Genomic DNA, 25,306 nt, shown 5'->3' with positions numbered 1-25,306 from the left:
CTGGATGGGTTTAGTGGACGAACTGTGCTACGTACTTGTCATCATTTGGGCCTTCTCTGCAGGCATCTCGTGACGGGGGACAATCGCGCTCGCGCCTGTCGGCGGAGGCGGATTCTGGACCACGCTCCTTTTCGAAGCGCAGCACACGGCGGCGGCGCCCTGCTACCGGGCAAGCCTCGGGCGCGAGCCAGCATCGCTGCCGGACGTGGCGCGCGATCTTCGCGCCCCATCTGTCCAGGGTTGCCAGCCGTACTGACGAACGACTGGAGCCCCATCATCGGCGAAGGCCAAGTTTGGGCTCTGGGCATATTGGCGAACAGGCTTTGACCATCGAAAAGAAAGATCGCGCCGTGGGAAACTATAAGGTTCTGTGGTTGGCGCTGATCGCCGTGCTGACGGTGACTTTCGGCATATTGAGCGTGTCCGGGGTGGAGATCTATCGGAAGGCTCCGCCCATCCCAGAACAGATCGTCACCGCAACGGGCCAAGTGCTGATGACGCGCGAGGACATCCTCGACGGCCAGAGTGCCTGGCAGAGCACCGGCGGCATGCAGCTTGGCTCGATCTGGGGGCACGGCGCCTATCAGGCGCCGGACTGGTCCGCCGATTGGCTGCACCGCGAACTTGTCGCCTGGCTCGATCTTGCGGCACGGGAGACCGAAGGGAAGTCCTTCGAGGCGCTCGACGGCGAACAGAAGGCGGCGCTGACCTATCGCCTCAAGCAGGAATATCGCCACAACAGCTATGATAGGGCGAGCGGCGTGGTGACGGTGTCGAACCGCCGCGCCCAAGCGTTCGCCCAGACCGCCAGCTATTATGAGCGGCTCTACGGCTCCGATCCCACGCTGCGGCCCACCCGCGATAATTATGCGATGAAGGAAGGCACGCTGCCCGATCCGGCGCAGCGGGCGAAGCTGACCAATTTCTTCTTCTGGACGGCCTGGGCCGCATCGACCGAGCGGCCGGGCACGGTCGCGACCTATACCAACAACTGGCCGCCCGAGCCGCTGATCGGCAATTATCCGACGCCGGAAAATATCCTGTGGTCGCTCGCCTGCGTCGTCATCCTGATCGCGGGAGTGGGCGCGCTGATCTGGGGTTGGGCGTTCCTGCGCCGCCACGATGATACCCCCTTGGTCGCGGCGGCGAACGACCCGTTGCAAGTCGCCGGTCTGACGCCATCGCAAAAGGCGCTCGGCAAATATCTGTTCGTGGTGCTGGCGCTGTTCATATTCCAGGTCTTCATCGGCGCCTTCACAGCCCATTATACGATCGAGGGCCAGAGCTTTTACGGCTTGGATGTCTCGCAATATTTCCCTTACGCGCTGACCCGCACCTGGCATGTGCAGAGTGCGGTGCTGTGGATCGCGACGGCGTTCCTCGCGGCCGGCCTGTTCCTGGCCCCGGTCATCCACGGCAGCGATCCCAAATACCAGAAGCTGGGCGTCAACATCCTGTTCTGGGCGCTGATCGTCGTTGTCGCCGGATCGTTCATCGGCAATTATCTGGCGCTCTCCCATGCGCTACCGGCGAAACTCAGCTTCTGGCTGGGCCATCAGGGTTACGAGTATCTGGACCTCGGCCGGGTGTGGCAAATCGGGCTATTCGTCGGGTTGCTCCTCTGGTTGGTGCTGATGCTGCGGGGAATGGTGCCGGCATTGCGCACCAAGGGCGACGACAAGAGCCTGCTGGCGCTGCTCACCATCGCCACCATCGCGATCGGCCTGTTTTACGGCACGGGGCTGTTCTACGGCGAACGCACCAACATCACGATCATGGAATATTGGCGCTGGTGGGTCGTCCATCTGTGGGTGGAAGGCATATTCGAGGTCTTTGCGACCTCGGCCATCGCCTTTATCTTCGCAACCATGGGCCTGGTCTCGCGACGGATTGCAACGGCGGCCAGCCTGGCCTCGGCCTCGCTGTTCATGGTCGGCGGTGTGCCGGGCACTTTCCACCACATGTATTTTTCCGGCACCACCACGCCGATCATGGCGGTCGGTGCCGCGTTCAGCGCCCTGGAAGTCGTGCCGCTGATCGTGCTCGGCTATGAGGCATTCGAACATTGGAGTCTGCGCGAGCGCACGCCCTGGATGCGCGCGGTCAAGTGGCCGTTGATGTGCTTCATCGCCGTGGCGTTCTGGAACATGCTGGGCGCCGGTGTCTTCGGGTTCATGATCAACACACCGGTCGCGCTGTTCTATCTCCAAGGGCTGAACACCACGGCGGTCCACGCCCACGCCGCGCTGTTCGGGGTGTATGGCTTCCTGGCGCTCGGCTTCACCCTGCTGGTGCTGCGCTATATCCGGCCCGACATTCGGTTCAACGACCGGTTGTTGGCCACCGGCTTCTGGGGGCTCAACGCCGGGCTGGTGCTGATGATCTTCACCAGCCTGCTCCCGGTCGGGCTGTTCCAGTTCCAGGCCAGCGTCACCACCGGCATGTGGTACGCGCGCAGCGACTTCTTCCTGCAGCAAGGCTTCCTTGAAACCCTGCGCTGGGTCCGTACCTTCGGGGATGTCGTGTTCATGGTGGGCGCCATCGCTATCGCATGGCAGGTGGTGATCCTGGGTCTGTGGAGGAAGGGTGCTCGCGTATGACTAAGGCCGCCGCCAAACGGGACCGCATTGCCGAAGCGCCGATCTGGCTTCAGGGCAGTTTCCGGCTGCTGTTCACCGGCGGCGCGCTCTGGGCGCTTGTCGTCGTCGCGTTCTGGGTCGGCGCGCTGGGTGGAGCGTGGTCCGTGCCGACGGCAATGGAGCCGCTTGTCTGGCATCAGCATGAGATGCTGTTCGGCTATCTCGGCGCGGTCATCGCCGGCTTCCTGAGCGCGGCGATCCCCAACTGGACCGGGCGGCCGGTGATGACGGGCTGGCCGGTGGCGGCGTTCGTCGGCTTGTGGGCGGCCGCCCGACTCGCGGTGCTGTTCTCCGCTTATGTGCCGCCGCTCGTCGGCTCGGTGCTCGATGTCGGCTTCCTGCTCGCACTATTCGGCTATGCGGCGCGGCAGATTTTCGCGGCGCGCAACCGCAACAAGCCGATCCTGATCGTCCTCCTCCTGTTCGCCGCCGCTTGTGAGCTGGATCATGCCGCAGCGATGGGGCTAACCACCGATCCGGCGATCGGGATGCGGGCCGGCTTCGCGCTTGTCCTCATGCTGATCGCGATCATCGGCGGACGGATCATCCCGGCCTTTACCCGCAACTGGCTGAACAAGCATGGCGGCACGGACGGGTTGCCGATCATGGCCAACCGGTTCGACCATGCCGTGCTCGCGGTCACGGCGATTGCCCTGGCAGGCTGGGTGTTCGCACCGGCGGCGCATCCGGTGCCCTGGCTGCTGCTCGTCGCCGGCGCATCGCATGCCGTGCGGCAGACCCGCTGGGCCGGGCTGAGTGCGATCGGCGATCCATTGGTCTTCGTCCTGCACCTCGCCTACGCATGGTTGCCGGCGGGCCTGCTGCTGCTCGGGGCTGCTATCCTGTGGCCGGTCGTGCCCGTATCGAGCGCAATGCATGCGCTGGGCGCCGGCGCGATGGCGGGAATGACACTGGCGGTGATGACGCGGGCGACACGCGGTCATACCGGCCGCCCGTTGGAAGCGGATGGCGGCACGGTCGCCATCTATGTGCTGGTCAATCTCGGCGCGCTGCTGCGGGTCGCCGCGCCGCTGCTGCCGCTCGACTATATGCTGAGCATTCGTCTGGCCGGCGGCTTGTGGGGCGGCGCCTTCCTGCTGTTCATCTTCGTCTACGGCCGCATGGCGTTGCAACGGCCTGCCAGAGATCAAGCCTGATCACGGCGTTGGCGGCGTATCGAACAAGATCGTGAGCAGCAGCCGCGCATCTTCGATGCCTTGGACGGAGTGCTGATCGCCGCGCTCCAGATAGACCCAATCGCCAGCGCCGAGCGCAATATTCGTTGGTCCCAACGTGACCCGACCTTCCAGGCAATGCAGCGTCAGATAACCGGCAACATGATGTGGCGGTATGGTCGATCCCGCGGGAACGACGAGGTGAATGGCCTCGAACCGGTCGGATTTGACCAGCGCGGTCGTCCCGGTGGTCCCGCGCTCAGGAGCCAGCGTTGGAAGATGGACCACTTCGCCGGGCTTTGCATGCTGGAGCGCCATTCTCAGATCCTCTTTAACAGTTTTTTACGATCATATCCGACAACACGCGAACGGCGTGGAAGTCACCGGCGCCACTGAATACGCCAGCAAACATCCAAACACGCGGGAACCTGGAAGAGATAGGCCCAAACGCTCGTTACACTTGCTAACGAGGAGGCTATGGCGAAATATTCGAAAGGCGGCCATGTGATCTGAAATTTCAACCGGCTCGGAAAGACATAATTGAAGAGATGGACCGCGCGCTAGCAGCCGCCGAAAAGAACGCCTGCCGAAGCGGCGCTTCCTGAGCGTCGCAGTGATGCAGGAACGGCTCGGCGACGGCTCCACAAACCTGACGCTGATTAGGGGGACAAACTCGTCCGCAGTCCACTAACTTAACCTCGAATTGTGCCAAAAGCTCTGACGGCGGAATAAATACGAAATACGGGTCATTTGGAGGCCTCAGTGGGCTTCAAAATATAATTCGGACAACCGCAAGCAGACTCAGCGCCAATGCGACCAAGCTGGGTAATATGACCGCCGCACCGCAGACGAAGGCTAGGATGCCGACCCAATTCCCACCATGTGTGCGCGTCATCAGATTTTCCTCGATCGCATTTTTGCCAAATATCATCCCCATTCATTAACTCGCTACGATCTGGACGGTTTCGGCTCGGTCGCCTGTTCCTGGGTATTCACCATGGGCATGTCGGCATCGGCATCTATGAAGATGCGTTCTGCCGCGCCATCAAGATCGTCATACTGCCCGCTGCTCATAGACCACAGGAAGGCGCCCAAGCCTACCAAACCCATTACCAGCGCAATCGGCACTAACCAAGCGAGAGCCGTCATGCCGCGCCCCCTGTAGGAACCAGCACGCGCTCTCGACGAGCCGTATTTGGGCTGGGTTCACTCTGAGAAGGGACGCGCAGAGCATTTGCCACTACTGAAATGGAGGATAGCGACATTGCGATTGCCGCGAGCAAAGGACTGACATGACCCGTGACGGCCATCGGCAACACCACTAAGTTGTATCCGACTGAAAAAACGAGGTTCTGCCGGACAAGCCTACGGGCAGCGCGGGAAACCCGGAGGGCTTGCGGAATAGCTGTGAGATCCTGTCCGAAAAACACGATATCGGCGGCAGCGCGGCCGATATCGGCGGCATTGGACGGTGCCATGGAAACATGCGCGGCGGAGAGAGCTGGTCCGTCGTTCAATCCATCGCCCACCATCAAGGTCTTGCACTGCTTATCGGCGAGCGCTTCGAGACGCTGCACTTTCTGCTGAGGCAGGAGGCCGGCGCGAAATTCCGCGATACCGATCGAGCCCGCCACCGCCGATACCGCTCCCGGGTCATCACCCGAAAGCAACTCCACTTCCAGACCAAGTTCCCTCACCTGACGCACCGCATCTCGCGCGCTGGCCTTCTCGCGGTCGGAAAAGCGAAAATGGCCTGCCAGTTCGCCATCAACTGAAAAGACCGTGTGGAGGCTGTCGATATCGCCATTGGTGCTCAGCGCCCAATCGGATCGGCCTATTCTGAATACATGGCCGGCACGGCGCGCTTCTAACCCCTTTCCCGGAAGCTCGGAAAAGCTTTCCAGGTTGACGCCTGAACGGCCCTCGCCACTTGCTGCGATGGCGCGCGCCACAGGGTGGTCGGATCGCGACGCCATGGCCAAGGCGACCTCGCGGTAGCGCTTGTCGATATCGGCTTCGGTTACGCGCAGATCGCCGATGGTCAGCGTGCCCGTCTTATCAAAAACGACAATATCGACCTCAGCCAAGCGTTCGAGCGCGCTTCCGTCCTTCAGGGCGATACCGCGCTCGAACAAGCGCTTCGCCGCAACGAGTTGCACCATGGGAATGGCCAAGCCTAATGCGCACGGGCAGGTGATGATGAGCACAGAAATCGCGATCGTGAGTGACCGATGCCAATCGCCGGTCGACAGAAACCACCCGACAAAGGTGGCGACGGCCAGCGAATGGATGATCGGTGAATAATAGGTCGCCACGCGATCCGCCAAGCGCCGGTAGCGTGCGCGGCCCTGCTCGGCGGCCTCCATCATCAGGACCATTTCCGCGAGAAAGGACTGCGCGCTCGTGCTGGTGACGCGGACTTCCAACGAGCCATTGAGATTGAGCATGCCGGACAGAAGCTTGCTGCCAGCCATTACGGGCGTCGGCATCGCCTCGCCCGTTACAGCGGCAGTGTCGACATCGCCCTCTCCGGCAATGACGACTCCGTCGAGCGGCACGCGTTCTCCCGGCGCGACGACGATGGCATCGCCCACCGCGATGCTGTCGAGCGCCACGAATGTGCGTGCACCATCCTCGGCGATGACCTTCGCGCCCGCAGGCATCATTTTCGCGAGGCCGAGCACTGCGGAACGCGCCTTGTCGCGCATCAGATAATCAAGCGTTCGTCCGATCAGCAAAAAGAAGATCAGCGTGACGACAGCGTCGAAATAGGCATGCGGGCCGGAATGCAATGTGTCGAAGATACTCAAGCCAAGCGCGAGGAGAATGCCGATCGAGATGGGCACGTCCATGTTGGTGCGACCTGCACGCAAGGCGGACCATGCCGATTGAAAGAAGATGCGCCCCGAATAGGCTACCGTCGGAATCGCCAGCAGCGCCGATATCGCATGGAAGAGATGGCGCGTACTTGCGTCAGCGCCTGACCATACCGACACCGAGAGCAGCATGATGTTCATCGCCGCAAATCCCGAGACCGCCATGGCAACGATCAACCTGCGTCTTTCGCGATCCGGCTGGCCCTCGAGATTGTTCAGCAGATTCGCTTCGAAGCCGGCTTTGGACAAGCTTTCGAGCAGCGGGGGGGCAGTCCCCGTCCTTTTCCACGTAACCGTAGCCCGCCGCGTCGAAAGGTTGACGCGTGCCGACACCACCCCATCGAGCTGAGCCAAGGTCCGCTCGATCTTCGCCATGCACCCGCCGCAGTGCGCGGTAGGTACCGACAATTGGGTCTGAAGGAGGCCATCATCCAGCACTCTGCTGGCGAGGATGAGTTCATCGACCGACTGGCGGGCCGGTGTTCGTCGCAACGCGATATCGTTCAAAGCGGCACGCGATGCCATTCCTAGGCGTCCGCTTCGGCGACCCCACGATAGGCATGCCAGGTGGCATGACCCAGCCATGGGAAAATAAGGATGAGCCCGAGAAGTCCTGTTGCCGCGCAAAGAATGAAAAGCGCCAGAACGATTCCTCCCCACACGATCATCGGCGCAAGGTTGTTCCATACGAGCGCCATGCTGGTCCCCATCGCCGTGAGCGCATCGACCTTTCGGTCCAGCAACATCGGAATCGCGAAAACACTGATCGCGAAGGCGAAGGAAGCGAACAATCCACCGACTGCCGTACCGACACCAAGGATGATCCAGCCCACGGGATCGGCCAGGAGGAAAGCCGTAATATGCGAAATGCCGGGGAACGGGCGGACGCCGAAGAATAGGGCATAGATGAGGACTGCCGAGCGAATCCATAAAAGCATGAGAAGACTGAGCAGCAACCCGGTGAAATAGACCTGTGGGCCCGCTGCGGGTTTCACGAAAAGCATGCCGCGCAGGCCGATTGTCTCGCCCTGCTCACGAGCCCGGCTCTTTTCATAGAGTCCTACGGCGAGCAGCGGGGCGACGATCATGAAGCCGGCGAGCGCGGGAAAAAGAATATAGTCTCGCCCGTACAGGGCGAGGATCGCGACCGCGGCGACCGACAGGACAAAGGTGCCCAGACCGTAAAGAAGGCTCGGCACCGGTCGATCCATTAGGTCGCGCCAACCCGCTCCAAGCCAGCGCAAGCCAACGAGCGGCGGGAGGTGGCGCTGAAGCCGGGCGTTCCTGGTTTCATCGATTCCCGACGTTTCGGTCAGCAATCCGTAAGAGGCGCTCTCCTCAGTCATGTCCAGCAACCTTTCAGCATGCCGATTTCGCCGCGCGATACTGGCCGCTCTCGCTCGCTCGCTCCTTCAAATGCCCAACGCAATTGGGCTGCGATTGGAACGCGACGTAAATCAAATGCGCATTGGCGAGAACGAACAGGAGCAGCCCGGCCGCTACGAAGCTCCAAACAATCCATCGCGATCTGCTTCGCGTCACATTCATGGCGCGGGCGAGCTCAGTGAGTGAACATAGAGCGCCAAAATCTTGATATCGGCGGCGCTCAGTCGTTCATCCCAGGTCGGCATATGGCCTTGGCGACCGCCATGCACAGTCTCGACAATCTGATCAAGGTCGCCCCCATAGATCCAGCGCGTGTCCGATAGATTGGGCGCGCCGACATCGCGTTTGCCGCGCGCATCTTCGCCATGGCAAATCGCGCAATTCGACATGAACACCTCGCGCCCCGACAAAACCGAGGCACGGTTGGCCGCCGTCACGAATTTGGGATGCGACAAGGAATAGATGTAATTGGCCGCCAGACTGACCTGATCGGCGTCGAGAATGCCATCCCGACCAAAAGAAGGCATCTGCGAGTTCCGACCCTGCGGATGCTGTTCATTGACCCCGACGCGCATAGTCTGCGCGATTGTTTCAAGATCACCGCCCCAGATCCAGTCATCATCAGTCAGATCGGGATAGCCATAACCGCCCTTGGCATTGATGCCGTGGCAGGCGGCACAATTATCACCGAAAAGCCGGTGACCGGTGCTGCGCACGATCGACATGAGCTGCGGGTCGGCCGCGATCTGTTCGAGATTCTCGCTTTCGATCCGCTTCATCCAGGCCGCGCGTCCCGCCTGCGCATCGACCAAATGCTTCTCGACCGAAGTGCGTTGGTCCGTGTTGAGAATGCCCTTGGTGTAAGTATGGCCCACCGGCCAGGTCGGCATGAGGATCCACCAGGCAAAGGCGAAAAGATGGGTGACAATCAGAAAGATCAACACGCCTTTGGGGACTGGCGTATCAAGCTCCTTGATGCCGTTCCAAACATGGCCGGTCGTCTCGCGGCCGCTGACGGGATCGCGTTCTACGTCCACGGCTTGTCATCCTGATCGAGAACGCTTTGCTTGGCTTTGTCGAACTTCTTTCGGTTGGAAGGACGAAACGTGTAGATGAGCACGCCGATCATCAGCCCGATGAGGTAGAACAGCCCCCAGCTTTTCGAGAATGCGACGAGAGCGTCGTGGCTTAAATCCATGGGTCTCTCCTCATCTCATTTCACCGGCCCAGGTGGCTTTTGCGGCGCTGCCGTATTCTTATACGGCGCATCGGTCAGCCGTCCCAAAACCTGGAGATAAGCCACCAAAGCGTCCATTTCGGTGACTTCGGTCGCCACGTCGTCGAACACGCGCACTTGCGTTTCTTTGCCGTAGCGATCCGCAACACCGGACGACGTCGAGCTTTCCGGCGTCGCTTGGTCGTAAGCATCGATGCTGGCGTTTTCGATCATCGCGTCGGTGTAGGGAACGCCGGCAGCGCGCAGGGCTTTCAGATGCAAAGGCAGATCATCGACCCGCAGTGCGGTGCGCGCCAGCCAGGAATAGGCGGGCATGTTTGAATCGGGCACGACCTCGCGCGGATTGGTCAGATGGGCGACGTGCCAGAAATCCGAATATTTGCCGCCGATGCGGGCAAGATCCGGGCCGGTTCGCTTCGAGCCCCAGAGCATCGGATGGTCATACTTGGACTCGACCGCCAGAGAATAAGGCCCGTAGCGCTCGACCTCATCCTGCAAGGTGCGGATCATCTGGCTGTGGCAGGCATAGCAGCCCTCGCGAACGTAGATATTCCGACCTGCCAGTTCGAGTGGTGTGTAGAGCCGCATGTCAGGCGCCTTCTCCACTGTCTCATCGATCGTGAAGAGTGGGGCTATTTCGACAAGGCCGCCGACACTGGCAGCCGCGACAATTGCGAGCACGAAGCCGATGGTGCTCCGCTCAAGCTTGCGATGAAAGAGTTCCGCCATTGCTCAGCCCCTCACCACCGCGGTGGTGACGTTCAAAGGAACGTCGCCTTCTATCGCCGCGCTGGATGGCGATGCGCGAATGGTCCTCCACATATTGTAAGAGCCGATCACTGCTCCGATCAGGAACAACAGGCCGCCGAAGGTACGCGCGATGTAATAGGGATACATCGCGCGCAGCGAGTCGAGGAACGAATAGGCGAGCGTGCCTTCCTCCGTATAGGTCCGCCACATAAGGCCCTGGATAATGCCGGAATTCCACATTGCGAAAATGTAGACAAGTGTCCCGGCCAGAGCGAGCCAGAAATGCCACTCGACCAGCGCCGACGAATACATCTTCTCGCGCTTCCAGAGTGACGGCACCAGCGTATAGAATGAGCCGAAGGTAATGAGCGCGACCCATCCGAGTGCGCCTGCATGAACGTGGCCCACGGTCCAATCGGTATAATGCGAGAGAGAATTGACCGGGCGGATCGCCAGGAAGGATCCTTCGAAGGTAGAAATGCCGTAGAACACGGCTGCGACCATCATGAAGCGCAGCGTGGCATCGTCACGCACGCAGTGCCATGCGCCGTTCAACGTCAGCAAGGCATTCCCGGCCGAGGCCCAGGACGGAACGAGAAGCATGACCGAGAAGGTCATCCCCAGCGTCTGGACCCAATGCGGCAGCGCCGTATAGTGAAGATGATGCGAGCCGGCCCACATGTAGAAAAATGTGATGCCCCAGAAGCTCAGGATCGACAGCCGATACGAGAAGATCGGCCGCTGCGCCCGTATCGGCAGATAATAATAGAGCATCCCCAGGAAGCCGGCCGTGAGGAAGAAGGCGACGGCATTGTGGCCATACCACCACTGCACCATCGCGTCCTGCACGCCCGACCAGATCGTATAGCTTTTGGCGTGCCCCAGCGAGACGGGGACAGCGAGATTATTGATGATATGCAGAATTGCGACGACGAGGATGAAGGCCATGAAATACCAGTTGGCCACATAGATGTGGGGTTCTTTGCGGCGCGCCAGCGTCCTGATGTAGAGGACGAAATAGGTCACCCAGACGATCACCAGCCAGATGTCCGCATACCATTCGGCTTCGGCATATTCCTTCGATTGGGTGACACCAAGCAGATATCCGCTGGCGGCCAGGATGCAGAACAGATTGTAGCCGACAAGGACAAACCAGGGGGAAAGCTGATCGGGGAGCCGGGCACGCGAGGTCCGCTGCACGACATGAAACGAGGTGGCGATGAGCGCGTTGCCGCCAAATCCAAAGATCACACCGCTCGTGTGAACCGGTCGCAGGCGGCCGAAGCTCGCCCAGGCGCTATCGAATGTCAGATCGGGAAACGCGAGCAGGGCTGCCACCCATACTCCCACGAACATGGCGACCACTGCCCAGGCCATGCTCGCGATAATGCCGGCCTTGATCGGGTCGTCATAATAGCTTTCGAGGCGGGATTTTGGCGGCTCCGGCTCCCATAAGTCTCGGATTACAACAACTGCGCAAATGGCGCCGAAGATCAGGATCAGCCATCCGTGAACTTCTATCGTGTCCTGGGTGCCTGCGGCGGCGAGGACCAAACCGCAAAAGGCGACAGCAACAGAAATTGCGAGCGCGATCTGCCGCTCGGCCTCGGTCAAACTTTTAACCATGCCCGATCAATATCCCCCTTTGGTCGCTGCCACGCGGCTTTTTTTCAGCGCAGCACTGACTCCGGGGAGCGGGCCACGGAACTTGCGCATAAGCTGCAACACCTTAGTCCGCTCCGGGTTCCCGCCACGCCCGCTTTCCGACAAGTCATACGGCACAATTGGGGTCACCAATCAATGCCCTCACAACAATCCGTGACTGCCTGCCACGGCGCCGAGAAGCGTGATCACCGCAAACCCCAGAAGCCCGCGATGAACGACCTCCATGCGATCGAAGTCGGCGGCGGGCTGCGATGAATCCTCCATGCGTCGATGAAGAAATAACGGCTCAATCACGAACAGCATGGCAGCGAAAATCGCCCAGAGGCCAACCATCGCATGCATCCACCAGAAACGCAGGTCGGCGAACCGATCCCACATCTGCCCGCGCTCAACCATCCAAAAGCCGCTGACGCCGGCAAGCAGCACCCAGATGCGCGCTTGCGCCGCGAAACGGCCTTCGAGCTTGTGGAAAGCCGCGAGCCTGTCAGCTGGCGGATGCGCGGCGCGAATGGACGGCATCACCACGAGTGTCACAAACGCCACGCCGCCGATCCAGAGCAGAACCGCGAGAACATGGATCGCCCGAGCTATGGTGATGTCGTCCATAACGTCTCCCGTCAGGCTGCCAGAAGTTCGTCCGCCGGGCCGAAGAACTCGTAGTGAATTCGGTCGGACGGCACACCGGCGAGCGACAAGGTCGAAACCGCGTGACGCAGGAACGGGCGCGGTCCGCAAATATAGTAGTCGGCCTCACCGACCGGCGTGTTGGCGACGAGCCACTCATCGGTGATGATGCCGGAGACATCATAGTCCTGGCCCTGCGCTTCGCCTTCCAGCGGAGTTTGATGGAAATCGGTAACCGACACCGCGCTGCCCTGCCCAGCTACGGTGCGGACATGATCGCGCATCGCATGCGTGTCGCGATCATGGGTTCCGTGAATATAGTGAACGGGCACATCGGCGCCGCTCTGCGCAAGCGCCTCGAGCATCGCCACCATTGGCGTCAGGCCCACACCGCCGGAGAGGAGGACCACGGGACGTTCGACGTGCTCGGAAAGGAAGAACTCGCCCGCCGGCGCGGCGACCTTCAACACGGTTCCGGGCTTCACCTCGTCATGAAGCCATCCCGAAGCCAGGCCCTGCGATTCGCGTTTCACCGAAATGCGATAGGTTTCGCCATTGGCAGCCGCCGAAATCGAGTAGTTGCGCTTGACCGGCGGATGACCGGGAATCTCCAGCCAGAAAGTCAGATACTGCCCCGGCTTGTGCTGCATGACGGGTCCGCCATCGACCGGGCGGAGAATGTAGGAATTGATGACGCTGCTCTCGCGCAAGACGTCTTCGACGCGGAAGTCACGCCAGCCATTCCATCCGCCCGCCGCGTCCTTCTGCTCTGTGTAGACCCGCTGCTCGCGTGCGATCAGGATATTGGCGAGGAACCAGTAGGCCTCGCCCCATGCCGCAAGGATTTCCTCCGTTGCTGCATCTCCCAGCACCGCCTTGATCGCGCCAAGGAGCGCCTCGGCAACGTGCGGATAGTGCTCGGGCAAAATCTGAAGGCCCACATGCTTTTGCGCGATCCGCTCAACAGCAGGCGCAAGCGCACCGAGATTTTCAATATTGCTGGCATAGGCGAGAATGGCGCCCGTGAGCGCACGCGGCTGCGATCCGGAGTCGCCATGATGCGACTGATTGAAAAGGTCGCGGATTTCCGGGTTCTGGAACATCCGGGAATACATTTCGTGTACGATGTCCAGACCATGCGCTTCCAGCGCGGGAACGGTCGCCTTGACGAGCGCGATCGTCTGATCGCTAAGAGGTTGCGACATGAACTTCTCCTTCTGAAATGCGTTGAAATTTCCGGCAATGTCAGCGCGCGGGCGGCTGATCGTAGAAATCGACCTGCATCTTCATTGACCCCATCGGCGTCACGAAATGCGGCTGCTGCGGCAGAACCAATCCTGGCTGGTTCGGTGTCAGCACGATCTCCGAAGGCGGATCGAGATAGGTGAGCTTAAGCTCGCCTTCCAAAACGCGGATCAGGCCCCAGACACCGGCCTTGGTATCGTGTCGCGCCCGCAAGGCAGCCGGTAGTGTATCCTGATCAAACACCGGTGTGGAACGATAGGGAAGGATGTCAGGCATGGCTTTGCACTCTCCGCCTTGGGCAATCCAGCGTATCGGAATTGATTGCCGAGCCTTCCGCGCGTTGCCGATCGAGCCGAAAAAACACGGCGAGCTGCAGGCTTTCGGCGATCCGCTTCGCTTTCGCTTGCAAAGCGGCGGCGGCTTCGGGCGACATCATTTCGTTGGTCGCCTCAGCCCAAAGCGTTAGCCATCGGTCGAATAGCGCCGGCGTAATTCGTGATTTGTGCTTCAAATGAGCCGGCACCGGTTGACCCTTGTATCGACCACTGGTGAGCATCACCGATGACCAGAATGCCGCCAGCTTTTCGAGATGTTCCGGCCAATCGGCGATCGCGTCGTTGAAGATCGGCCCCAGCTCGGCATCCTCGCGGACCCGCGCATAGAACAGCGTCACGAGACGGCTTAGCCCTTCCTCGTCAACCTGCGTATCGTCATCCATTGACCGACTCCGAAATCATGTATCTACGCTACATGTATCACCGGGTTGGAAACATGCAACAAGAATGCATATATATTAGTGCAGCGTCGATTGGGCGCTGTGACCGGGAAGCGACATGAAGCTGACGCGCTACACCGACTATGCCCTTAGGGTGCTGCTTTACCTTGGAGCGCGGCCTGATCGGCTATGCTCGATTTCCGAGATGGCGGGTGCCTATGCGATCTCGCAAAACCATTTGATGAAGGTGGTTCACGACCTCGGAAAAGCGGGCTTTGTGGCGAGCGCTCGGGGGCGTCTTGGCGGAATTCGCCTCGCGCGACCGCCGGGTGAGATTATCATCGGATCGGTCGTGCGGCACACGGAGGATGGGTTCGATCTGGTCGATTGCGGAAGCTGCATCATCGCGCCGGCGTGCGGAGCGACGGGCGTTCTTCGCGAGGCGCTTGCCGCATTCATGGCCGTGCTCGACAGCTACACGCTCGACGACCTGTTGGCGAGGCGGGTCGATATGCTCAGTCTCTTTGCACCCGAAGCGGCATAGAGGCTCTGCCGATGGAGGAGGAATGCGCGCGCTATCGTTGTGAGGGAGAAGATGGCTCGCCGATCACCGTTTTGGAGTTTCAATACTTCGGTCAAGCTGAAACGAAACCCGGCCGACGCCGTTACCCAGGTGCGCAGCGCCTAGAGTCTGTCCTGGCTGATTTGAATCGGTTGCGGGATTCCCAAGCGGGGTAAGATGTGATTCATGTGTGGACGGCCCCTGTTGGGCAAGGGGGAAATTGACGCGTTGATCTGAGCCGGGTCAGGTTCATTCATGTGTCCGGCCTGTTTGCGCGGCGTGAAAGGCCGCTGGCCATGATGGTGTCGGTGGATGGGATCCTCATCAAGCTGGCGCGCTGTGATGCGCGTTGAATCACTCAGGTTGTTTCCATCCCCGGCAAGCCCCGGATCGGCATCACGCGTGTCGTTCTCTCCTGCCCAAAGTGGTTGGCGCCAGGTCAGGCGGTTACCGGACCGGCGCGGTAATTTTCATCGCGCGCCATCACGGCCCAGGCGATCCGGGCCATCTTGTTGGCGACCGCGACGGTCACCAGCCTTGCGGGCTTGCGCTCGAGCAGCTGGTTCGCCCAGATGCTGACGGTCGTCTGCTTGCGCCGGGTGTAGCGGACAACGGCGGTTGCGCCGACGACTAGCAAATGGCGCAGATAGCGATCCCCCATCTTCGATATCGCGCCCATTCGCTCCTTCCCGCCGGAGGAATGTTGCTTGGGTACCAACCCCAGCCAGGCGGCAAACTGGCGACCGGAACGGAAGATAGCGGCGTCGCCGACGGTCGCAACGAGCGCGGTGGCGGTGATAAACCCGATGCCGGGGATCGTCTCCAAACGCTTGCACGCGGCATTGGCGCGATGCCAAGCCATCAACTCGATCTCGATCTGACGGATCTGTTGGCTCAAGCCATCAATCATGCCGGCGATCAGCAGCAATGTCTGCCGCGCCAGTTCCGGGATCGCTGCTTCGCCCGCGTTGAGAACGCCGACGAGCTCGCGGACATGGGCGCGGCCTCTGGGTGCCACAATCCCATATTCGGCCAGATGCGCGCGCAGCGCACTAACCTGCGCGGTCCGCTGCCGGACCAGCAGGTGACGGGCGCGATGCAACATCAGCACGCTCTGCGCGTCGGCCGACTTGATCGCCACAAAGCGCATCGTCGGTCGCCTCACCGCCTCGCAGATCGCTTCGGCATCGGCTGCATCATTTTTGTTCCGCTTCACATAAGCCTTCACGTAGGCAGGCGGCATCAGCTTCACCTCATGGCCCAGGCATTGGAGCTGCCGCGCCCAGTAATGCGCTGTCGCGCAGGCTTCGATGCCGATCAGGCACGGCTCAAAGCCGCCGAGAACCGCCAGCAACTGATCCCGTCGAACTTTCCGACGCAACACCGGCTGCCCTGCATCATCGACGCCATGAAGCTGAAAAACGTTCTTGGCGATGTCGAGGCCAATCGTGGTAATCTGCATCCGGACGGCTCCTTCCCGTTGATGGTCGCTGACAGCATCATCCTGGCACGAATCGATGCCGCTGGGTCAGGGGCCGTCCACCTCATCAAGCTTCCTGCTGGAGTGGAGGCTAGCAGGAATGGCCAGACCTTATTCAAACGACTTGCGGGAGCGTGTGGCGAAGTTCGTCGCGTCAGGCCGAACGGTTCGTGAGGCGGCTGGTGTCTTTCGGGTAAGCGTGTCGAGCGCGGTGAGATGGTCTCAGCGTTGGCGCGGGACGGGCACCGCGGCATCGCGGCCGAGGATTGGCCGACCAGGTCGGCTGCTAGCATCCGAGCAGTCATGGCTTTTGGGCCGACTGGCCGAGCAGCCGGACCTGACGGTACGGGCATTGGCGATCGAGCTGCGCGAGCGGGGATACCGCACGATCAGTCACAACACGGTTTGGGCGCTGCTGCACTCGGCCGGTTTCAGCTTAAAAAAAAACGCTATTCGCCGACGAGCAGTTGAGGCCGTCGATCGCCCGACGGCGCGAGCAGTGGAAGAAGTATCAGCACCTGCTTGAAGCCAAACGACTCGTTTTCATCGACGAGACTTGGGCCAAGACGAACATGACGCCGATCCGGGGCTGGTGCCGGCGCGGCCAGAAGCTGGTGGCGCGGGCGCCCTTCGGCAAATGGCGCACCCTCACCTTCATCGCGGCGCTTCGGCATGACCGGATCGATGCACCCTGCGTTCTCGATGGGCCGATAAACGGGGAGATCTTTACCGCTTGGGTCGAGCAGTTCCTGGTGCCGACACTTAAGCCTGGCGACATCGTCATCATGGACAATCTGGGCAGCCACAAAGGCGCTGCAGTCCGCAAGGCGCTCCGCTCCGCTGGGGCCAAGCTGTTCTTCCTGCCAGCCTACAGCCCGGACCTGAACCCGATCGAGCAGGTCTTCGCGAAGCTCAAGCTCCTGCTCCGCAAGGCCGCTGAGCGATCGGTCGAAGCCACATGGCGTCGGATCGGATCCCTCCTCGACGCATTCCCTCCAGCCGAATGCGCAAGCTACCTGCGAAACTCCGGATATGCTTCAATATGAGCAGGACAGACTCTAGCTCTCTCCACCGGACAGCCTGTCCGGTATATCGACCCCGCCACTTTTGAGGTTATCGGCACCGGCGAGTTGCTCAAGCGCTGCGACCGCAGCTGAGCTGCGCGCCGCCCTTTGCCGGTTTTCTCGGCGAACCAACTCTTCATAGCGACAGAGCGGGACCGAATCCGAGGCCTCGCTCATGCGCCGAACCCCTTCTCCAGACCAGCAATCAGATCGTCTAAATGCTCAAGCCCAATTGAAAGCCGTAGCAGGCCATCGTTGATGCCGGCCATTTGTCGCGCCTCAACGCCCATGTCGGCATGCGTCATCGTCGCCGGATGAGAGATGAGGCTTTCGACGCCTCCCAGCGATTCTGCGAGCGTAAAGGTGCCGATCGCGGTGATAAAGCGGCCCACCGCCTCGACCCCGCCTTCGAGCTCAAAGCTCAACATGGCGCCGAAACCGTGCTGTTGAGATGTGGCAATGACATGGCCTGGGTGGGAGGCGAGGCCGGGATAGTGCACAGCGCACACTCGGGCGTGCTGCTCCAGATATTTGGCAATCATGCCTGCGGTCCGCTGCTGCCGCTCAATACGTGGGAACAGCGTCCTCAATCCTCGTAACGTCAGCCACGCATCAAAGGGGGCGCCCGTCACCCCTACGACGTTCGCCCAGACAGCGAGCTTCAGGTATTCGTCGGCATCGGCCGTGATGACAGCGCCGCCGATCACGTCCGAATGGCCGTTGAGATACTTGGTGGTGGAGTGGATTACATAATCCGCCCCGAGTGTGAGCGGCCGTTGCAGCGCTGGCGAGAGGAAGGTGTTATCGACTGCAACTCGCGCGCCGGCGGCCTTGGCGAGCGCGCAGATCCCGCGAATATCGACAACGCGCATCAGCGGATTGCTCGGGGTCTCCACCAAGACTAGCGCCGGCTTGTCGGAGAAGGCAACGGCGAGCGCATCCCCATCCGATTGATCGATAAATGTTACCCGGAATTGCCGTTTTGCGGCTCGCGCCAGCAGGAGGCGGCGGGTTCCGCCGTAGCAGTCGTGAGGTGCCAACACGAGATCGTCGGAATCAATCTGCGCCAGAAGCAGATCGACAGCGGCCATGCCGCTTGCCGTAATGACCGCACCCGCGCCATGTTCGAGGCGAGCAAGCGCTTCGGCGAGCATCGCCCGCGTCGGGTTTCCCGCGCGACCATAATCAAATTCGCGCGGCTGCTCAAAGCCCTCGAAAGTGAAGGTGCTTGTCAGATAGATCGGCGGAGCCACCGCCCCAAATGCCGCATCGGTTGCCACGCCGTACGTTGCGGCAATCGTCTCGGGTGCTTGTTCTTTCGTCATCAGGGCCTCTTATACGCCGCGGATCGCACGATAAAGCCAATCAACGATCCAGGCTGTGGGCTTGCGCCACCGATGGGCCCGCTACCGGAATTTGGCCATCAGCCGTCCAACTGCGCCGGCTTCAGCTGTAAGATTGCGATTGTACGCGAGCGGCATGCGCGGGCTTTTCCAGCGCAGCGCGTCCATGATCCCGGCCAGATCCTCGCCGCTCGCGAACAGATCCTGGTTGAGCCCGATCCGCGTCGAATGCGCGCTGATCCCCTTGAGCAGCCGCGCCAGATCATCCGCGGTCAGATCGGGCAGAGCGCCACGATCGAACGCCCGCTGGATCATCGATCGATAGATTGGGCCGATGGACGCGGGATGAAGCGCCACGGTGCCGAGGTCATACTCGACCCGTGCCGGTAGCGCCGGCTTCGACAGGGTCTTGCGCAGATCCCACGTCTCTCGCCCTGAGATGCTGTCGATCGGCCGACCCCGCACGGCAGCGCGGGCCTTGTAGCGCCGCACCTGCACCCGCCGGAACAGCGGCCCTGCGGTGATCCCGGCCGCCTCGGTCCAGGCCGCGATCGCCGCGACGGTGCGCGGGCTCAGAAACGCGGTTGCCCCCTCCCCGTCCTGATCGCCTTTGCTGCGCAAGATCTGCAGCAGACGCGCCTCGGGGTCGATCGCCTCCTCGATATGTTCGACCGCGACCGCCACCAGCTCGGAGGCCCGCAGCCCGGTGTCGTAAGCCGTCGACAGCAGCGCCCGATCACGCAGGCCCGGCAGATCGTCTCCGCAACTCTCGAGCAAGGCGCGGATGTTGAGCCCGCGCGCCTTGTCGCGCTCGACGTCGCGTACCGGACCTTTGAACCGTAAGGGCCGCGCCTGCTTTTGTGCCGCCCCCTTCTCGCGGCGGACCGCCTGCAGCCGCAGCTTGACCAATGGGGCGGGCGTCGGATCCTTCAGATCGAGCAGCTGGTGGATCTTGGCGATCGACGCCTTGTAGCGGGAGAGCGACGCTGGCCGGCTCCCCTTCCCCGCCCGGGCATCGAGATAATCGGCCACGGTCTCGGCCGTTGCCGGCAGCGCAATCCGGTTGGAGCGCCGGCACCAGGCATCGAATGCTTCGACATCGGATTTTAGAGCGCGGATGCTGTGCGGCGACGAGGCGGCTTGGTACGCTGCGATCAGCGCCTCGTTGACGGTGATACGCTCGCCGGCGCGCATCTGCACGATCGTCCAGGCAAGGTCGACCGGGGCCCTGACAGCCGGCAGGTCCGCCTCCGACGGCGCTACAGCGGTTTTCGGCCCTTCCCGGGCAGTTTCGGTGCCCATGATGCGCCACGCTCCTCAACGTCGCTTGTAGCTTATCTTATAAAGAGGCGTCAATTCCGCTTATATGATAACTGCAATTATCGCATGTTGATGCTAAAAACCATCAGAGCGGTTGTATAGCAATCTTTCCTTTGCTATACATAGATTATATACGATTGTTTTTACTGGATTTTCTGGCCGTGTCGCATGGGTTTCCTGGCTTCGAGACCACCGAACCGCCCTCGATGGCGGATCTCGAGGCGCTGGGGACAGCCCAGGCGCAAGCGGCCTTCGCGCTCGGTGGGCTCGATGCCGCCCTCACCTGGTGCCCGTCCGACATCCACCCCATCCTCGCTGCGCGCCTGATCCGCGAGACGCTGATCTCGGCGCTCCGGCAGGAAGGGCATCTCTTCACCGACGCGCGCTTCCATGCCTGGTACGCCGGCCTTATACCCCTTTCCGACGAACCACTCCAGTTCGCACTCGCCCCCCGCGCGCTCGCGACCACCCTGCTCGCCGAGATGACCCGCAGCCGCTGGGTGCCGCTCATCGACGCGGCACTGGGGCTGGAAAAAGCCTGCCTGGCGCTGCGCGACCCTGACAGCGCTGCCGCCGTCGAAACCGCACGGGCCGCGATCGACGAGGCCGCAGCGCTGATCACGGCGCTCGAGCCGGCCCCCCTCCCCTTCTCCGCCCTGGCCGCCCTCCACCGGGCCATCGGCCAAAGCCCGCGCTTCGCCCCGGCCGAACGCGCGACCGAGACGATCACGCTCGCCACGCGGCAAGTCGTGATCGAGCGCCCTCGCCCGCCCTCCCCGCGCTGGGCGATCGAATGCGCCTTTGGCGCGTATCTGCAAGCCACCGGCGCCCATAGCGCGGCGCTGCCGCTCAACGGCCTGATCCGGCTCGATACGGTGCGCGCGGCCGAAGTTGACGACAACCCGGCGCACGCCGCCATCGTTCACGCCGAAGCGCTGCGCGATGTCCTGAATCATCTCAACCGCCTGGTTGCTGAGGCCCGCGACACGCGCCAACACCTCGCCGAGCGCTACCGCGCGAAACGGACGAACTCGCGCGCGCAGCAGCTCTATGGCCTCCTCTCCGGCTTTGGCCCGCTGCGCTCGTCCCAGATCGAGGCCGTGCTCGGCGCGACCCGGCTCGGGGTCCGGACCATGCTGGCCGCGCTGGCAGACGGAGGCGATCTGGCCGTTGAAACCCTGTCGGGGGTCAAGCTCTATTCGGTCATGCGCGGCAGACCAGCCGTTGCGCCTACACCGCTGGCCGATGACCCGGTCCGGTTTTCCAGCGAGGCGATTGAGGACTATGATGCCGCCCTCGCCCGGATTGATGCTCTGCTGGCGCGCTATGACGATCGATCGGACGACTAGGCCTGAAAACCGGCAAAAAGTTTGTCCCTGCAAACGCCCCTTACAGCGCCAACACGAGCGTGAAGCAGCCCCGACTACGGGAGCACCCCCTAATCGCGCTGTGCGGGCTTCTGAGGACGATTTTGCCAGCCGAGCCCGTCCACCCACGTTCATTTGCCCAGTTTTGCACCAATGCGCGGTTCGTCGAGCGATAGAAGCCATAATTGGCTTCAGGCCCCGGGGGGCGACCGATCGGTTCGCCCCGCGCTTCCGCGCGCTGGGTAATGGACATATCAGATCGGCGGGAAACCGATGTTCTCCGTTATCGCGTGGAGCAGGCCCCCTCCCCTGCCTGTGCGGGGGTGCGAAGACGTTGCGGTTGAAGCCACGTCCTTCCGACGCGGACTGGTTGGCGGGCGTACGATCGCTTCATGGTGCGGCTGTCTCAGGGTCCGAACGGCTCGATGAGCTCAAGCGTCTCTATCGCGACGCCCAGCACGCTATCCTCTCTCGCGCAGGGACCCTTCCCTCCCCTGCCTCTCTCTATTCATCGTCCAATTCTTTCGCCGCAGTTCGTCCCGGAGGCGTTGAAGTTGAGCGTGGCCGGAGTCAGCAAGCTTCTGGTCCGTGGTGTTGCCGCGAGTCTGGTGGTCGAGGTTACCCGACCGCGCACCTTGGGGAGATTCCTGGCGGCCAATCTTGCGGTTACGTTCGGATACGCATCCCCGAAGCGCGGCCGACCAAGGTTGGCCCCCCTCCCCTACCCGCGGATCCGAGCTTGTCGGCAATCTTCGACACCTTTGACGAAGAAATGGCCGAGATCGATCGCCTGCTTGCGCGCCATTGACTCCGCTATGGCAACGCTCCGGGTCCCTTAGCTCACAGCGTCGGCATCGTCGGATTCCTTGATTTCTGCGGGCTTTTGGCATGTGCCGCATTGTGTGCCGCGCTTTGTCGTGCGCTGGGTGTCGCGCTGGCGGGTTGTAACGCCATCGCGCTAGGTGACGCGCTCACGCCGTGTAATGCTGCGACGCTGTACCCAGCGCTGTCACCTTCTACCTCGCTTTTCCCAGCGCGTGCGCTGTCGATGGCGCACGCGCTGGCCAATGTGCTCGCATACGCGCTTTGCCCTACGCCTGCGACTATAGCCGCGCCCACGCCTTGCACCGCGCATCCACAGGCGCTATGCACCGCGCATATCAATTGTGTCGCGCTGCCCATCTTACGCTACATGGGTGCCGCGCCTTCGACCCACAGGGAGTTCCTTCGTGCCAGTCATCACTATCGCGCAGAGCAAGGGAGGGGCGGGCAAGACGACACTCGCACTCGCCCTGGCATCAGAATTCGAAGCGCTTGGCGGTTCAGTCTTCATGCTCGACGCAGACCGCCAGAACAGCTTGCTCAACTGGCACCGGGATCGGATCGCAGCGGGCAGGGGAGGGGATTCGCGCATCGCCGTCGAAGACGCCTCGCAGCTTCGAGATTCCGATATTGGCGGCGCAATCGCTCGGGCCCGAGAAGTGGCCCAGCTCGTCGTCGTCGATTCTGAGGGAACCTCGAACTTCAAGACGGCCTACGCCGCCATGGACTCGGATTTCGTCGTCATCCCCACGCGTTCCTCGCGGCTCGATCTCGAGCGGACCGTCGAAACCAGCGACATGCTCGAGAAGATGTGCCGTGGCGTGCCGTACCGCGTGCTCATCACGCAGACGGGGCAGGTGGCCCGCTCGAAGGCCGAATGGGAGATCGACGGGCAGATCAGGAAGGCCCTGCCAACTTTCACAGACCAGATGTTCACGCTCGATGCCTTCCGCGCCATGTCCAATTACCGGATGACTCTCGCTGAAGTCGAAGCCGCCAACCTCGCCAAGACGGAAAAGGCCAGGCGCATCGCCCAAAGCGTCCTTGCCGATATTCTCAGCGAAATTCAGAACAAGGAGGCCGTGGATGCCTGAAGACAAGGCCGCCGCAAGCAGCATGGGCGATATCATCAGCTCTACACGCCAGCGACTGGAACAGCCCGAAGCGCCAGCCGACCGCCTTCGGGGCCTCGTAGCCGCAACCGCAGCGCCCAAGCCCGGCGGCGCACCTCCTGTGCAACGTGAACCCGCTGGCACGGCTGTGCCGGCGAACTATTTCCACCAAATTCCTGCAGAACTAGGCGTCACGCCCAAGCGCAAACCGCAGCGCGGGCCAGCTCGTTCTCTGCATATCAGCATGCGCTTGTCGCCCCCGGAGCGCGACCGCCTCGTGCGCTGGTGCGACGATCGCAATCTCAGCCTCCCGGACGGAATCATGGCGCTGATCGATCTGGTAGAAGGGGAGGGCGGCACGCCCAAATAGGCGCTATTACGCTTTATGTGAGGAATCGGGGGAGGGGGTCTTCCCCTAGGGCCGACCCCGGGCTCCAACGAAAGCTTTGCAGAACCCTTCCCACGATCTGTAGAGAGGCACGCCAGTCAGCGTCTTCAGCTTGTCTCCCATCTTCTCCCGAAACGCGCCGGCGATCAGGTCCTTGTCCCAACCACCTCCAAAATCGGCGACAATCGTGAGCAAACGCTGATCCCCGCAGAAATGCATGGATCCTGTGGGGAAGGGCTTGCTCGAAGCCAGCGCCGCTACCGGAGCCGCCGCCGGGATCGCCGCGATCTGCTCGACGCTGCCATCGCGCCTGGCCCGCCGTCCGACCTTCGGCCGATCGAGCTCCTTGGCGGTCTCTTCCTGATCGACAGGATCCTTGGGACTGAAGGTCAGCTTGACCGCTTCAACCGGCCGCCCACGCCCTGATCCCCTGATTTCTTCCCACTCCACGATGAAATCGGCGAGCTGGTCGATCTCCGCCTTCGATTTTGCGAGGACGTCGCGCCGAAATTCGGCGAAGTTCTTGAAGCTGCCGTCAGGCACACCGAGCCGCCGCCGCAGTTCATCGACGTTCATTTTGACGACACGGTTCTGGCGATTGATGATCAGGCAGCCAAGATCATACAGCGTGAGCGAATAGCGCGACTGAAGCGCAAGCATCACGCCGAGATTCACCCGCGCATAATAATCCGAACGCTGGATTACGCGCTTGAAACTCTCGGAGAATTGATACTCGACGACGCTCATGCCGTCCTCGGAGATTTCCTCCACGCAGCTCGACAGCAAAGACTGCGACATGATCGCAGGCTTGCCCTTCTTCGAGGTCGTCCGGATACGAACAATGACGCGCAGCAGTTCATCCATCACCGGCTGGATGCGCTCATTGCCCTTATGCGTGCCGCGCAGTTCCTTCTTGGTGATCGTGAAGGTCTTGCTGTCTTCCCCGGCTTCCGGTCCAGCCTTGCGCAACATCAGCGCAAAAGCCTTTCTTCCCGCGGCGCTCAACGACCCGGTCTCGAACTCGGATTCGACTAATTCCCCGGGTTTACTTACAAAGTCGAGGTCGCGGCGGCGAATCACGTCAGCCACCCGCAACGTCCGGCTCAGACCCTCAAGGTCAGGCGGAACCTCGATTTCAACCGTGTCCGAATCGAGCTTCATGTGAGTTGCATAACATCAGCTTGTCATAAAGAGAACAGCCCCCCCGTTCACTCACATAGACGTGCCCCTGAGCGCTCACATAAACCTCGCTGGCACCATTCGGCCGACAGCCCCCACGCACTCACATAAAGACAAAGGGCCCCCAACTGCCGACTCGCACAAACAGGCCGAGTCGCGTCCGCTCCCCCGAAAACTCACATAGAACTTTTGTCCGCCTGGAAAGGGCCGGGGAGGGGATTCCGACCCGACGAGCCGATGCCCCCGGCGACTCACATATAGATCCCTACATCCCGCTGTTTTAATTGAGTTTTCTTGGCCACCCCCCATCGCTCACACAAAGGCGGGGGAATTCCTTATTTCGAATACTCTTCACAG

The 25,306-nt window shown here is 61.6% G+C and carries 23 protein-coding genes; 7 read left to right on the top strand and 16 right to left on the bottom strand.

Annotated features, from left to right (window positions below; genetic code table 11):
• Positions 1-350 precede the first annotated feature (350 nt).
• Positions 351-2,600 carry a nitric-oxide reductase large subunit gene (locus tag C100_RS27140; protein WP_031308574.1) on the top strand — a complete coding sequence of 750 codons (2,250 nt, stop codon included), beginning with the start codon at positions 351-353 and terminating at the stop codon, positions 2,598-2,600.
• The gene (locus C100_RS27135) at positions 2,597-3,796 is read left to right on the top strand and encodes an NnrS family protein (RefSeq protein WP_024018155.1); all 1,200 of its coding nucleotides are present in this window, start codon (positions 2,597-2,599) and stop codon (positions 3,794-3,796) included. The genes C100_RS27140 and C100_RS27135 overlap by 4 nt, the downstream gene beginning before the upstream one ends.
• Here the strand turns inward: C100_RS27135 and C100_RS27130 are convergent, their stop codons facing one another.
• The 12 genes from C100_RS27130 to C100_RS0123875 all read right to left on the bottom strand — a co-directional run bounded on the left by C100_RS27130 (position 3,797) and on the right by C100_RS0123875 (position 14,315).
• On the bottom strand, positions 3,797-4,132 hold the full coding sequence (locus C100_RS27130; protein ID WP_024018154.1) for a cupin: 336 nt from the start codon (positions 4,130-4,132) through the stop codon (positions 3,797-3,799).
• A gap of 630 nt (positions 4,133-4,762) precedes the next feature.
• Positions 4,763-4,963, bottom strand: a complete 201-nt coding sequence (gene ccoS / locus C100_RS27125; protein ID WP_024018152.1) for a cbb3-type cytochrome oxidase assembly protein CcoS — start codon at positions 4,961-4,963, stop codon at positions 4,763-4,765.
• A complete protein-coding gene (locus C100_RS27120; RefSeq protein WP_024018151.1) occupies positions 4,960-7,215 on the bottom strand; it encodes a heavy metal translocating P-type ATPase in 2,256 nt (751 codons plus the stop codon). The genes ccoS and C100_RS27120 overlap by 4 nt, the downstream gene beginning before the upstream one ends.
• Before the next feature lie 2 nt (positions 7,216-7,217).
• Positions 7,218-8,036, bottom strand: a complete 819-nt coding sequence (locus C100_RS27115) for a DUF2189 domain-containing protein (RefSeq protein WP_031308570.1) — start codon at positions 8,034-8,036, stop codon at positions 7,218-7,220.
• A gap of 198 nt (positions 8,037-8,234) precedes the next feature.
• On the bottom strand, positions 8,235-9,113 hold the full coding sequence (gene ccoP / locus C100_RS27110; protein ID WP_024018149.1) for a cytochrome-c oxidase, cbb3-type subunit III: 879 nt from the start codon (positions 9,111-9,113) through the stop codon (positions 8,235-8,237).
• The gene (locus tag C100_RS27105) at positions 9,104-9,274 is read right to left on the bottom strand and encodes a cbb3-type cytochrome c oxidase subunit 3 (RefSeq protein ID WP_024018148.1); all 171 of its coding nucleotides are present in this window, start codon (positions 9,272-9,274) and stop codon (positions 9,104-9,106) included. The genes ccoP and C100_RS27105 overlap by 10 nt, the downstream gene beginning before the upstream one ends.
• Before the next feature lie 15 nt (positions 9,275-9,289).
• Positions 9,290-10,042, bottom strand: a complete 753-nt coding sequence (gene ccoO, locus C100_RS27100) for a cytochrome-c oxidase, cbb3-type subunit II (protein WP_024018147.1) — start codon at positions 10,040-10,042, stop codon at positions 9,290-9,292.
• Positions 10,043-10,045: 3 nt separating this feature from the next.
• Positions 10,046-11,689: a cytochrome-c oxidase, cbb3-type subunit I gene (gene ccoN / locus C100_RS27095; protein ID WP_024018146.1), complete on the bottom strand. Its 1,644-nt coding sequence runs from the start codon at positions 11,687-11,689 to the stop codon at positions 10,046-10,048.
• 180 nt (positions 11,690-11,869) lie between these two features.
• On the bottom strand, positions 11,870-12,334 hold the full coding sequence (locus tag C100_RS27090) for a hypothetical protein (RefSeq protein WP_024018145.1): 465 nt from the start codon (positions 12,332-12,334) through the stop codon (positions 11,870-11,872).
• Positions 12,335-12,345: 11 nt separating this feature from the next.
• Positions 12,346-13,557 (bottom strand): NO-inducible flavohemoprotein, encoded by a 1,212-nt coding sequence (gene hmpA, locus C100_RS27085; protein ID WP_024018144.1) that lies wholly within the window; start codon positions 13,555-13,557, stop codon positions 12,346-12,348.
• Between the two features lie 40 nt (positions 13,558-13,597).
• On the bottom strand, positions 13,598-13,873 hold the full coding sequence (locus C100_RS0123880; protein ID WP_031308569.1) for a DUF1971 domain-containing protein: 276 nt from the start codon (positions 13,871-13,873) through the stop codon (positions 13,598-13,600).
• Entirely contained in the window at positions 13,866-14,315 is a 450-nt protein-coding gene (locus C100_RS0123875; protein ID WP_031308568.1) for a group III truncated hemoglobin, read from the bottom strand. Before C100_RS0123875 ends, C100_RS0123880 begins: the two co-directional genes overlap by 8 nt.
• A 115-nt stretch (positions 14,316-14,430) precedes the next feature.
• On the opposite strand from C100_RS0123875, the gene C100_RS27080 reads away from it, so the two are divergent.
• On the top strand, positions 14,431-14,856 hold the full coding sequence (locus tag C100_RS27080) for an Rrf2 family transcriptional regulator (protein ID WP_024018143.1): 426 nt from the start codon (positions 14,431-14,433) through the stop codon (positions 14,854-14,856).
• 457 nt (positions 14,857-15,313) lie between these two features.
• On the opposite strand, the gene C100_RS27075 is transcribed toward C100_RS27080, so the two are convergent.
• Entirely contained in the window at positions 15,314-16,336 is a 1,023-nt protein-coding gene (locus C100_RS27075; RefSeq protein WP_024018141.1) for an IS110 family transposase, read from the bottom strand.
• Positions 16,337-16,454: 118 nt separating this feature from the next.
• Between C100_RS27075 and C100_RS47680 the strand changes: the two genes are divergently transcribed.
• Positions 16,455-17,400, top strand: a protein-coding gene (locus C100_RS47680; RefSeq protein ID WP_442800297.1) for an IS630 family transposase whose coding sequence is annotated in 2 segments (ribosomal slippage) — positions 16,455-16,795 and positions 16,794-17,400 — 948 coding nt in all. Because the reading frame shifts where the segments join, the coding sequence is not laid out codon by codon here.
• 191 nt (positions 17,401-17,591) lie between these two features.
• On the opposite strand, the gene metB is transcribed toward C100_RS47680, so the two are convergent.
• Together metB and C100_RS27065 are read right to left on the bottom strand one after the other, a co-directional pair.
• Positions 17,592-18,743, bottom strand: a complete 1,152-nt coding sequence (gene metB / locus C100_RS27070; protein WP_024018140.1) for a cystathionine gamma-synthase — start codon at positions 18,741-18,743, stop codon at positions 17,592-17,594.
• Positions 18,744-18,824: 81 nt separating this feature from the next.
• Positions 18,825-20,063, bottom strand: coding sequence for a tyrosine-type recombinase/integrase (locus tag C100_RS27065; RefSeq protein ID WP_024018139.1), 1,239 nt, complete (start codon positions 20,061-20,063; stop codon positions 18,825-18,827).
• A 155-nt stretch (positions 20,064-20,218) separates the two neighbouring features.
• Here C100_RS27065 and C100_RS27060 point away from each other — a divergent pair, with 155 nt between their 5' ends.
• From C100_RS27060 to C100_RS27050, 3 genes are all read left to right on the top strand, one after another.
• Positions 20,219-21,430 (top strand): hypothetical protein, encoded by a 1,212-nt coding sequence (locus tag C100_RS27060; protein WP_024018138.1) that lies wholly within the window; start codon positions 20,219-20,221, stop codon positions 21,428-21,430.
• Between the two features lie 1,247 nt (positions 21,431-22,677).
• Entirely contained in the window at positions 22,678-23,364 is a 687-nt protein-coding gene (locus tag C100_RS27055; RefSeq protein WP_019054793.1) for a ParA family protein, read from the top strand.
• On the top strand, positions 23,357-23,752 hold the full coding sequence (locus C100_RS27050) for a hypothetical protein (protein WP_019054794.1): 396 nt from the start codon (positions 23,357-23,359) through the stop codon (positions 23,750-23,752). The genes C100_RS27055 and C100_RS27050 overlap by 8 nt, the downstream gene beginning before the upstream one ends.
• A 45-nt stretch (positions 23,753-23,797) precedes the next feature.
• On the opposite strand, the gene C100_RS27045 is transcribed toward C100_RS27050, so the two are convergent.
• Positions 23,798-24,931 (bottom strand): replication initiation protein, encoded by a 1,134-nt coding sequence (locus C100_RS27045; RefSeq protein ID WP_019054795.1) that lies wholly within the window; start codon positions 24,929-24,931, stop codon positions 23,798-23,800.
• Positions 24,932-25,306: the final 375 nt, after the last annotated feature.

The organism is Sphingobium sp. C100 (assembly GCF_000508185.1).
In the GTDB taxonomy this organism is placed as follows: domain Bacteria; phylum Pseudomonadota; class Alphaproteobacteria; order Sphingomonadales; family Sphingomonadaceae; genus Sphingobium.
The sequence above is the reverse complement of the archived record's forward strand: the minus strand, read 5'-3'. Positions and strand labels throughout refer to the sequence as shown.

What these genes read in the sequence shown, in the direction of transcription:
- C100_RS27135 (WP_024018155.1), top strand. Translation starts at nt 2,597, where the DNA reads ATGACTAAGGCCGCCGCCAAACGGGACCGCATTGCCGAAGCGCCGATC.
- C100_RS27130 (WP_024018154.1), bottom strand. Translation starts at nt 4,132, where the DNA reads ATGGCGCTCCAGCATGCAAAGCCCGGCGAAGTGGTCCATCTTCCAACG.
- ccoS (WP_024018152.1), bottom strand. Translation starts at nt 4,963, where the DNA reads ATGACGGCTCTCGCTTGGTTAGTGCCGATTGCGCTGGTAATGGGTTTG.
- C100_RS27120 (WP_024018151.1), bottom strand. Translation starts at nt 7,215, where the DNA reads ATGGCATCGCGTGCCGCTTTGAACGATATCGCGTTGCGACGAACACCG.
- C100_RS27115 (WP_031308570.1), bottom strand. Translation starts at nt 8,036, where the DNA reads ATGACTGAGGAGAGCGCCTCTTACGGATTGCTGACCGAAACGTCGGGA.
- C100_RS27105 (WP_024018148.1), bottom strand. Translation starts at nt 9,274, where the DNA reads ATGGATTTAAGCCACGACGCTCTCGTCGCATTCTCGAAAAGCTGGGGG.
- ccoO (WP_024018147.1), bottom strand. Translation starts at nt 10,042, where the DNA reads ATGGCGGAACTCTTTCATCGCAAGCTTGAGCGGAGCACCATCGGCTTC.
- ccoN (WP_024018146.1), bottom strand. Translation starts at nt 11,689, where the DNA reads ATGGTTAAAAGTTTGACCGAGGCCGAGCGGCAGATCGCGCTCGCAATT.
- C100_RS27090 (WP_024018145.1), bottom strand. Translation starts at nt 12,334, where the DNA reads ATGGACGACATCACCATAGCTCGGGCGATCCATGTTCTCGCGGTTCTG.
- hmpA (WP_024018144.1), bottom strand. Translation starts at nt 13,557, where the DNA reads ATGTCGCAACCTCTTAGCGATCAGACGATCGCGCTCGTCAAGGCGACC.
- C100_RS0123880 (WP_031308569.1), bottom strand. Translation starts at nt 13,873, where the DNA reads ATGCCTGACATCCTTCCCTATCGTTCCACACCGGTGTTTGATCAGGAT.
- C100_RS0123875 (WP_031308568.1), bottom strand. Translation starts at nt 14,315, where the DNA reads ATGGATGACGATACGCAGGTTGACGAGGAAGGGCTAAGCCGTCTCGTG.
- C100_RS27080 (WP_024018143.1), top strand. Translation starts at nt 14,431, where the DNA reads ATGAAGCTGACGCGCTACACCGACTATGCCCTTAGGGTGCTGCTTTAC.
- C100_RS27075 (WP_024018141.1), bottom strand. Translation starts at nt 16,336, where the DNA reads ATGCAGATTACCACGATTGGCCTCGACATCGCCAAGAACGTTTTTCAG.
- metB (WP_024018140.1), bottom strand. Translation starts at nt 18,743, where the DNA reads ATGACGAAAGAACAAGCACCCGAGACGATTGCCGCAACGTACGGCGTG.
- C100_RS27065 (WP_024018139.1), bottom strand. Translation starts at nt 20,063, where the DNA reads ATGGGCACCGAAACTGCCCGGGAAGGGCCGAAAACCGCTGTAGCGCCG.
- C100_RS27050 (WP_019054794.1), top strand. Translation starts at nt 23,357, where the DNA reads ATGCCTGAAGACAAGGCCGCCGCAAGCAGCATGGGCGATATCATCAGC.
- C100_RS27045 (WP_019054795.1), bottom strand. Translation starts at nt 24,931, where the DNA reads ATGAAGCTCGATTCGGACACGGTTGAAATCGAGGTTCCGCCTGACCTT.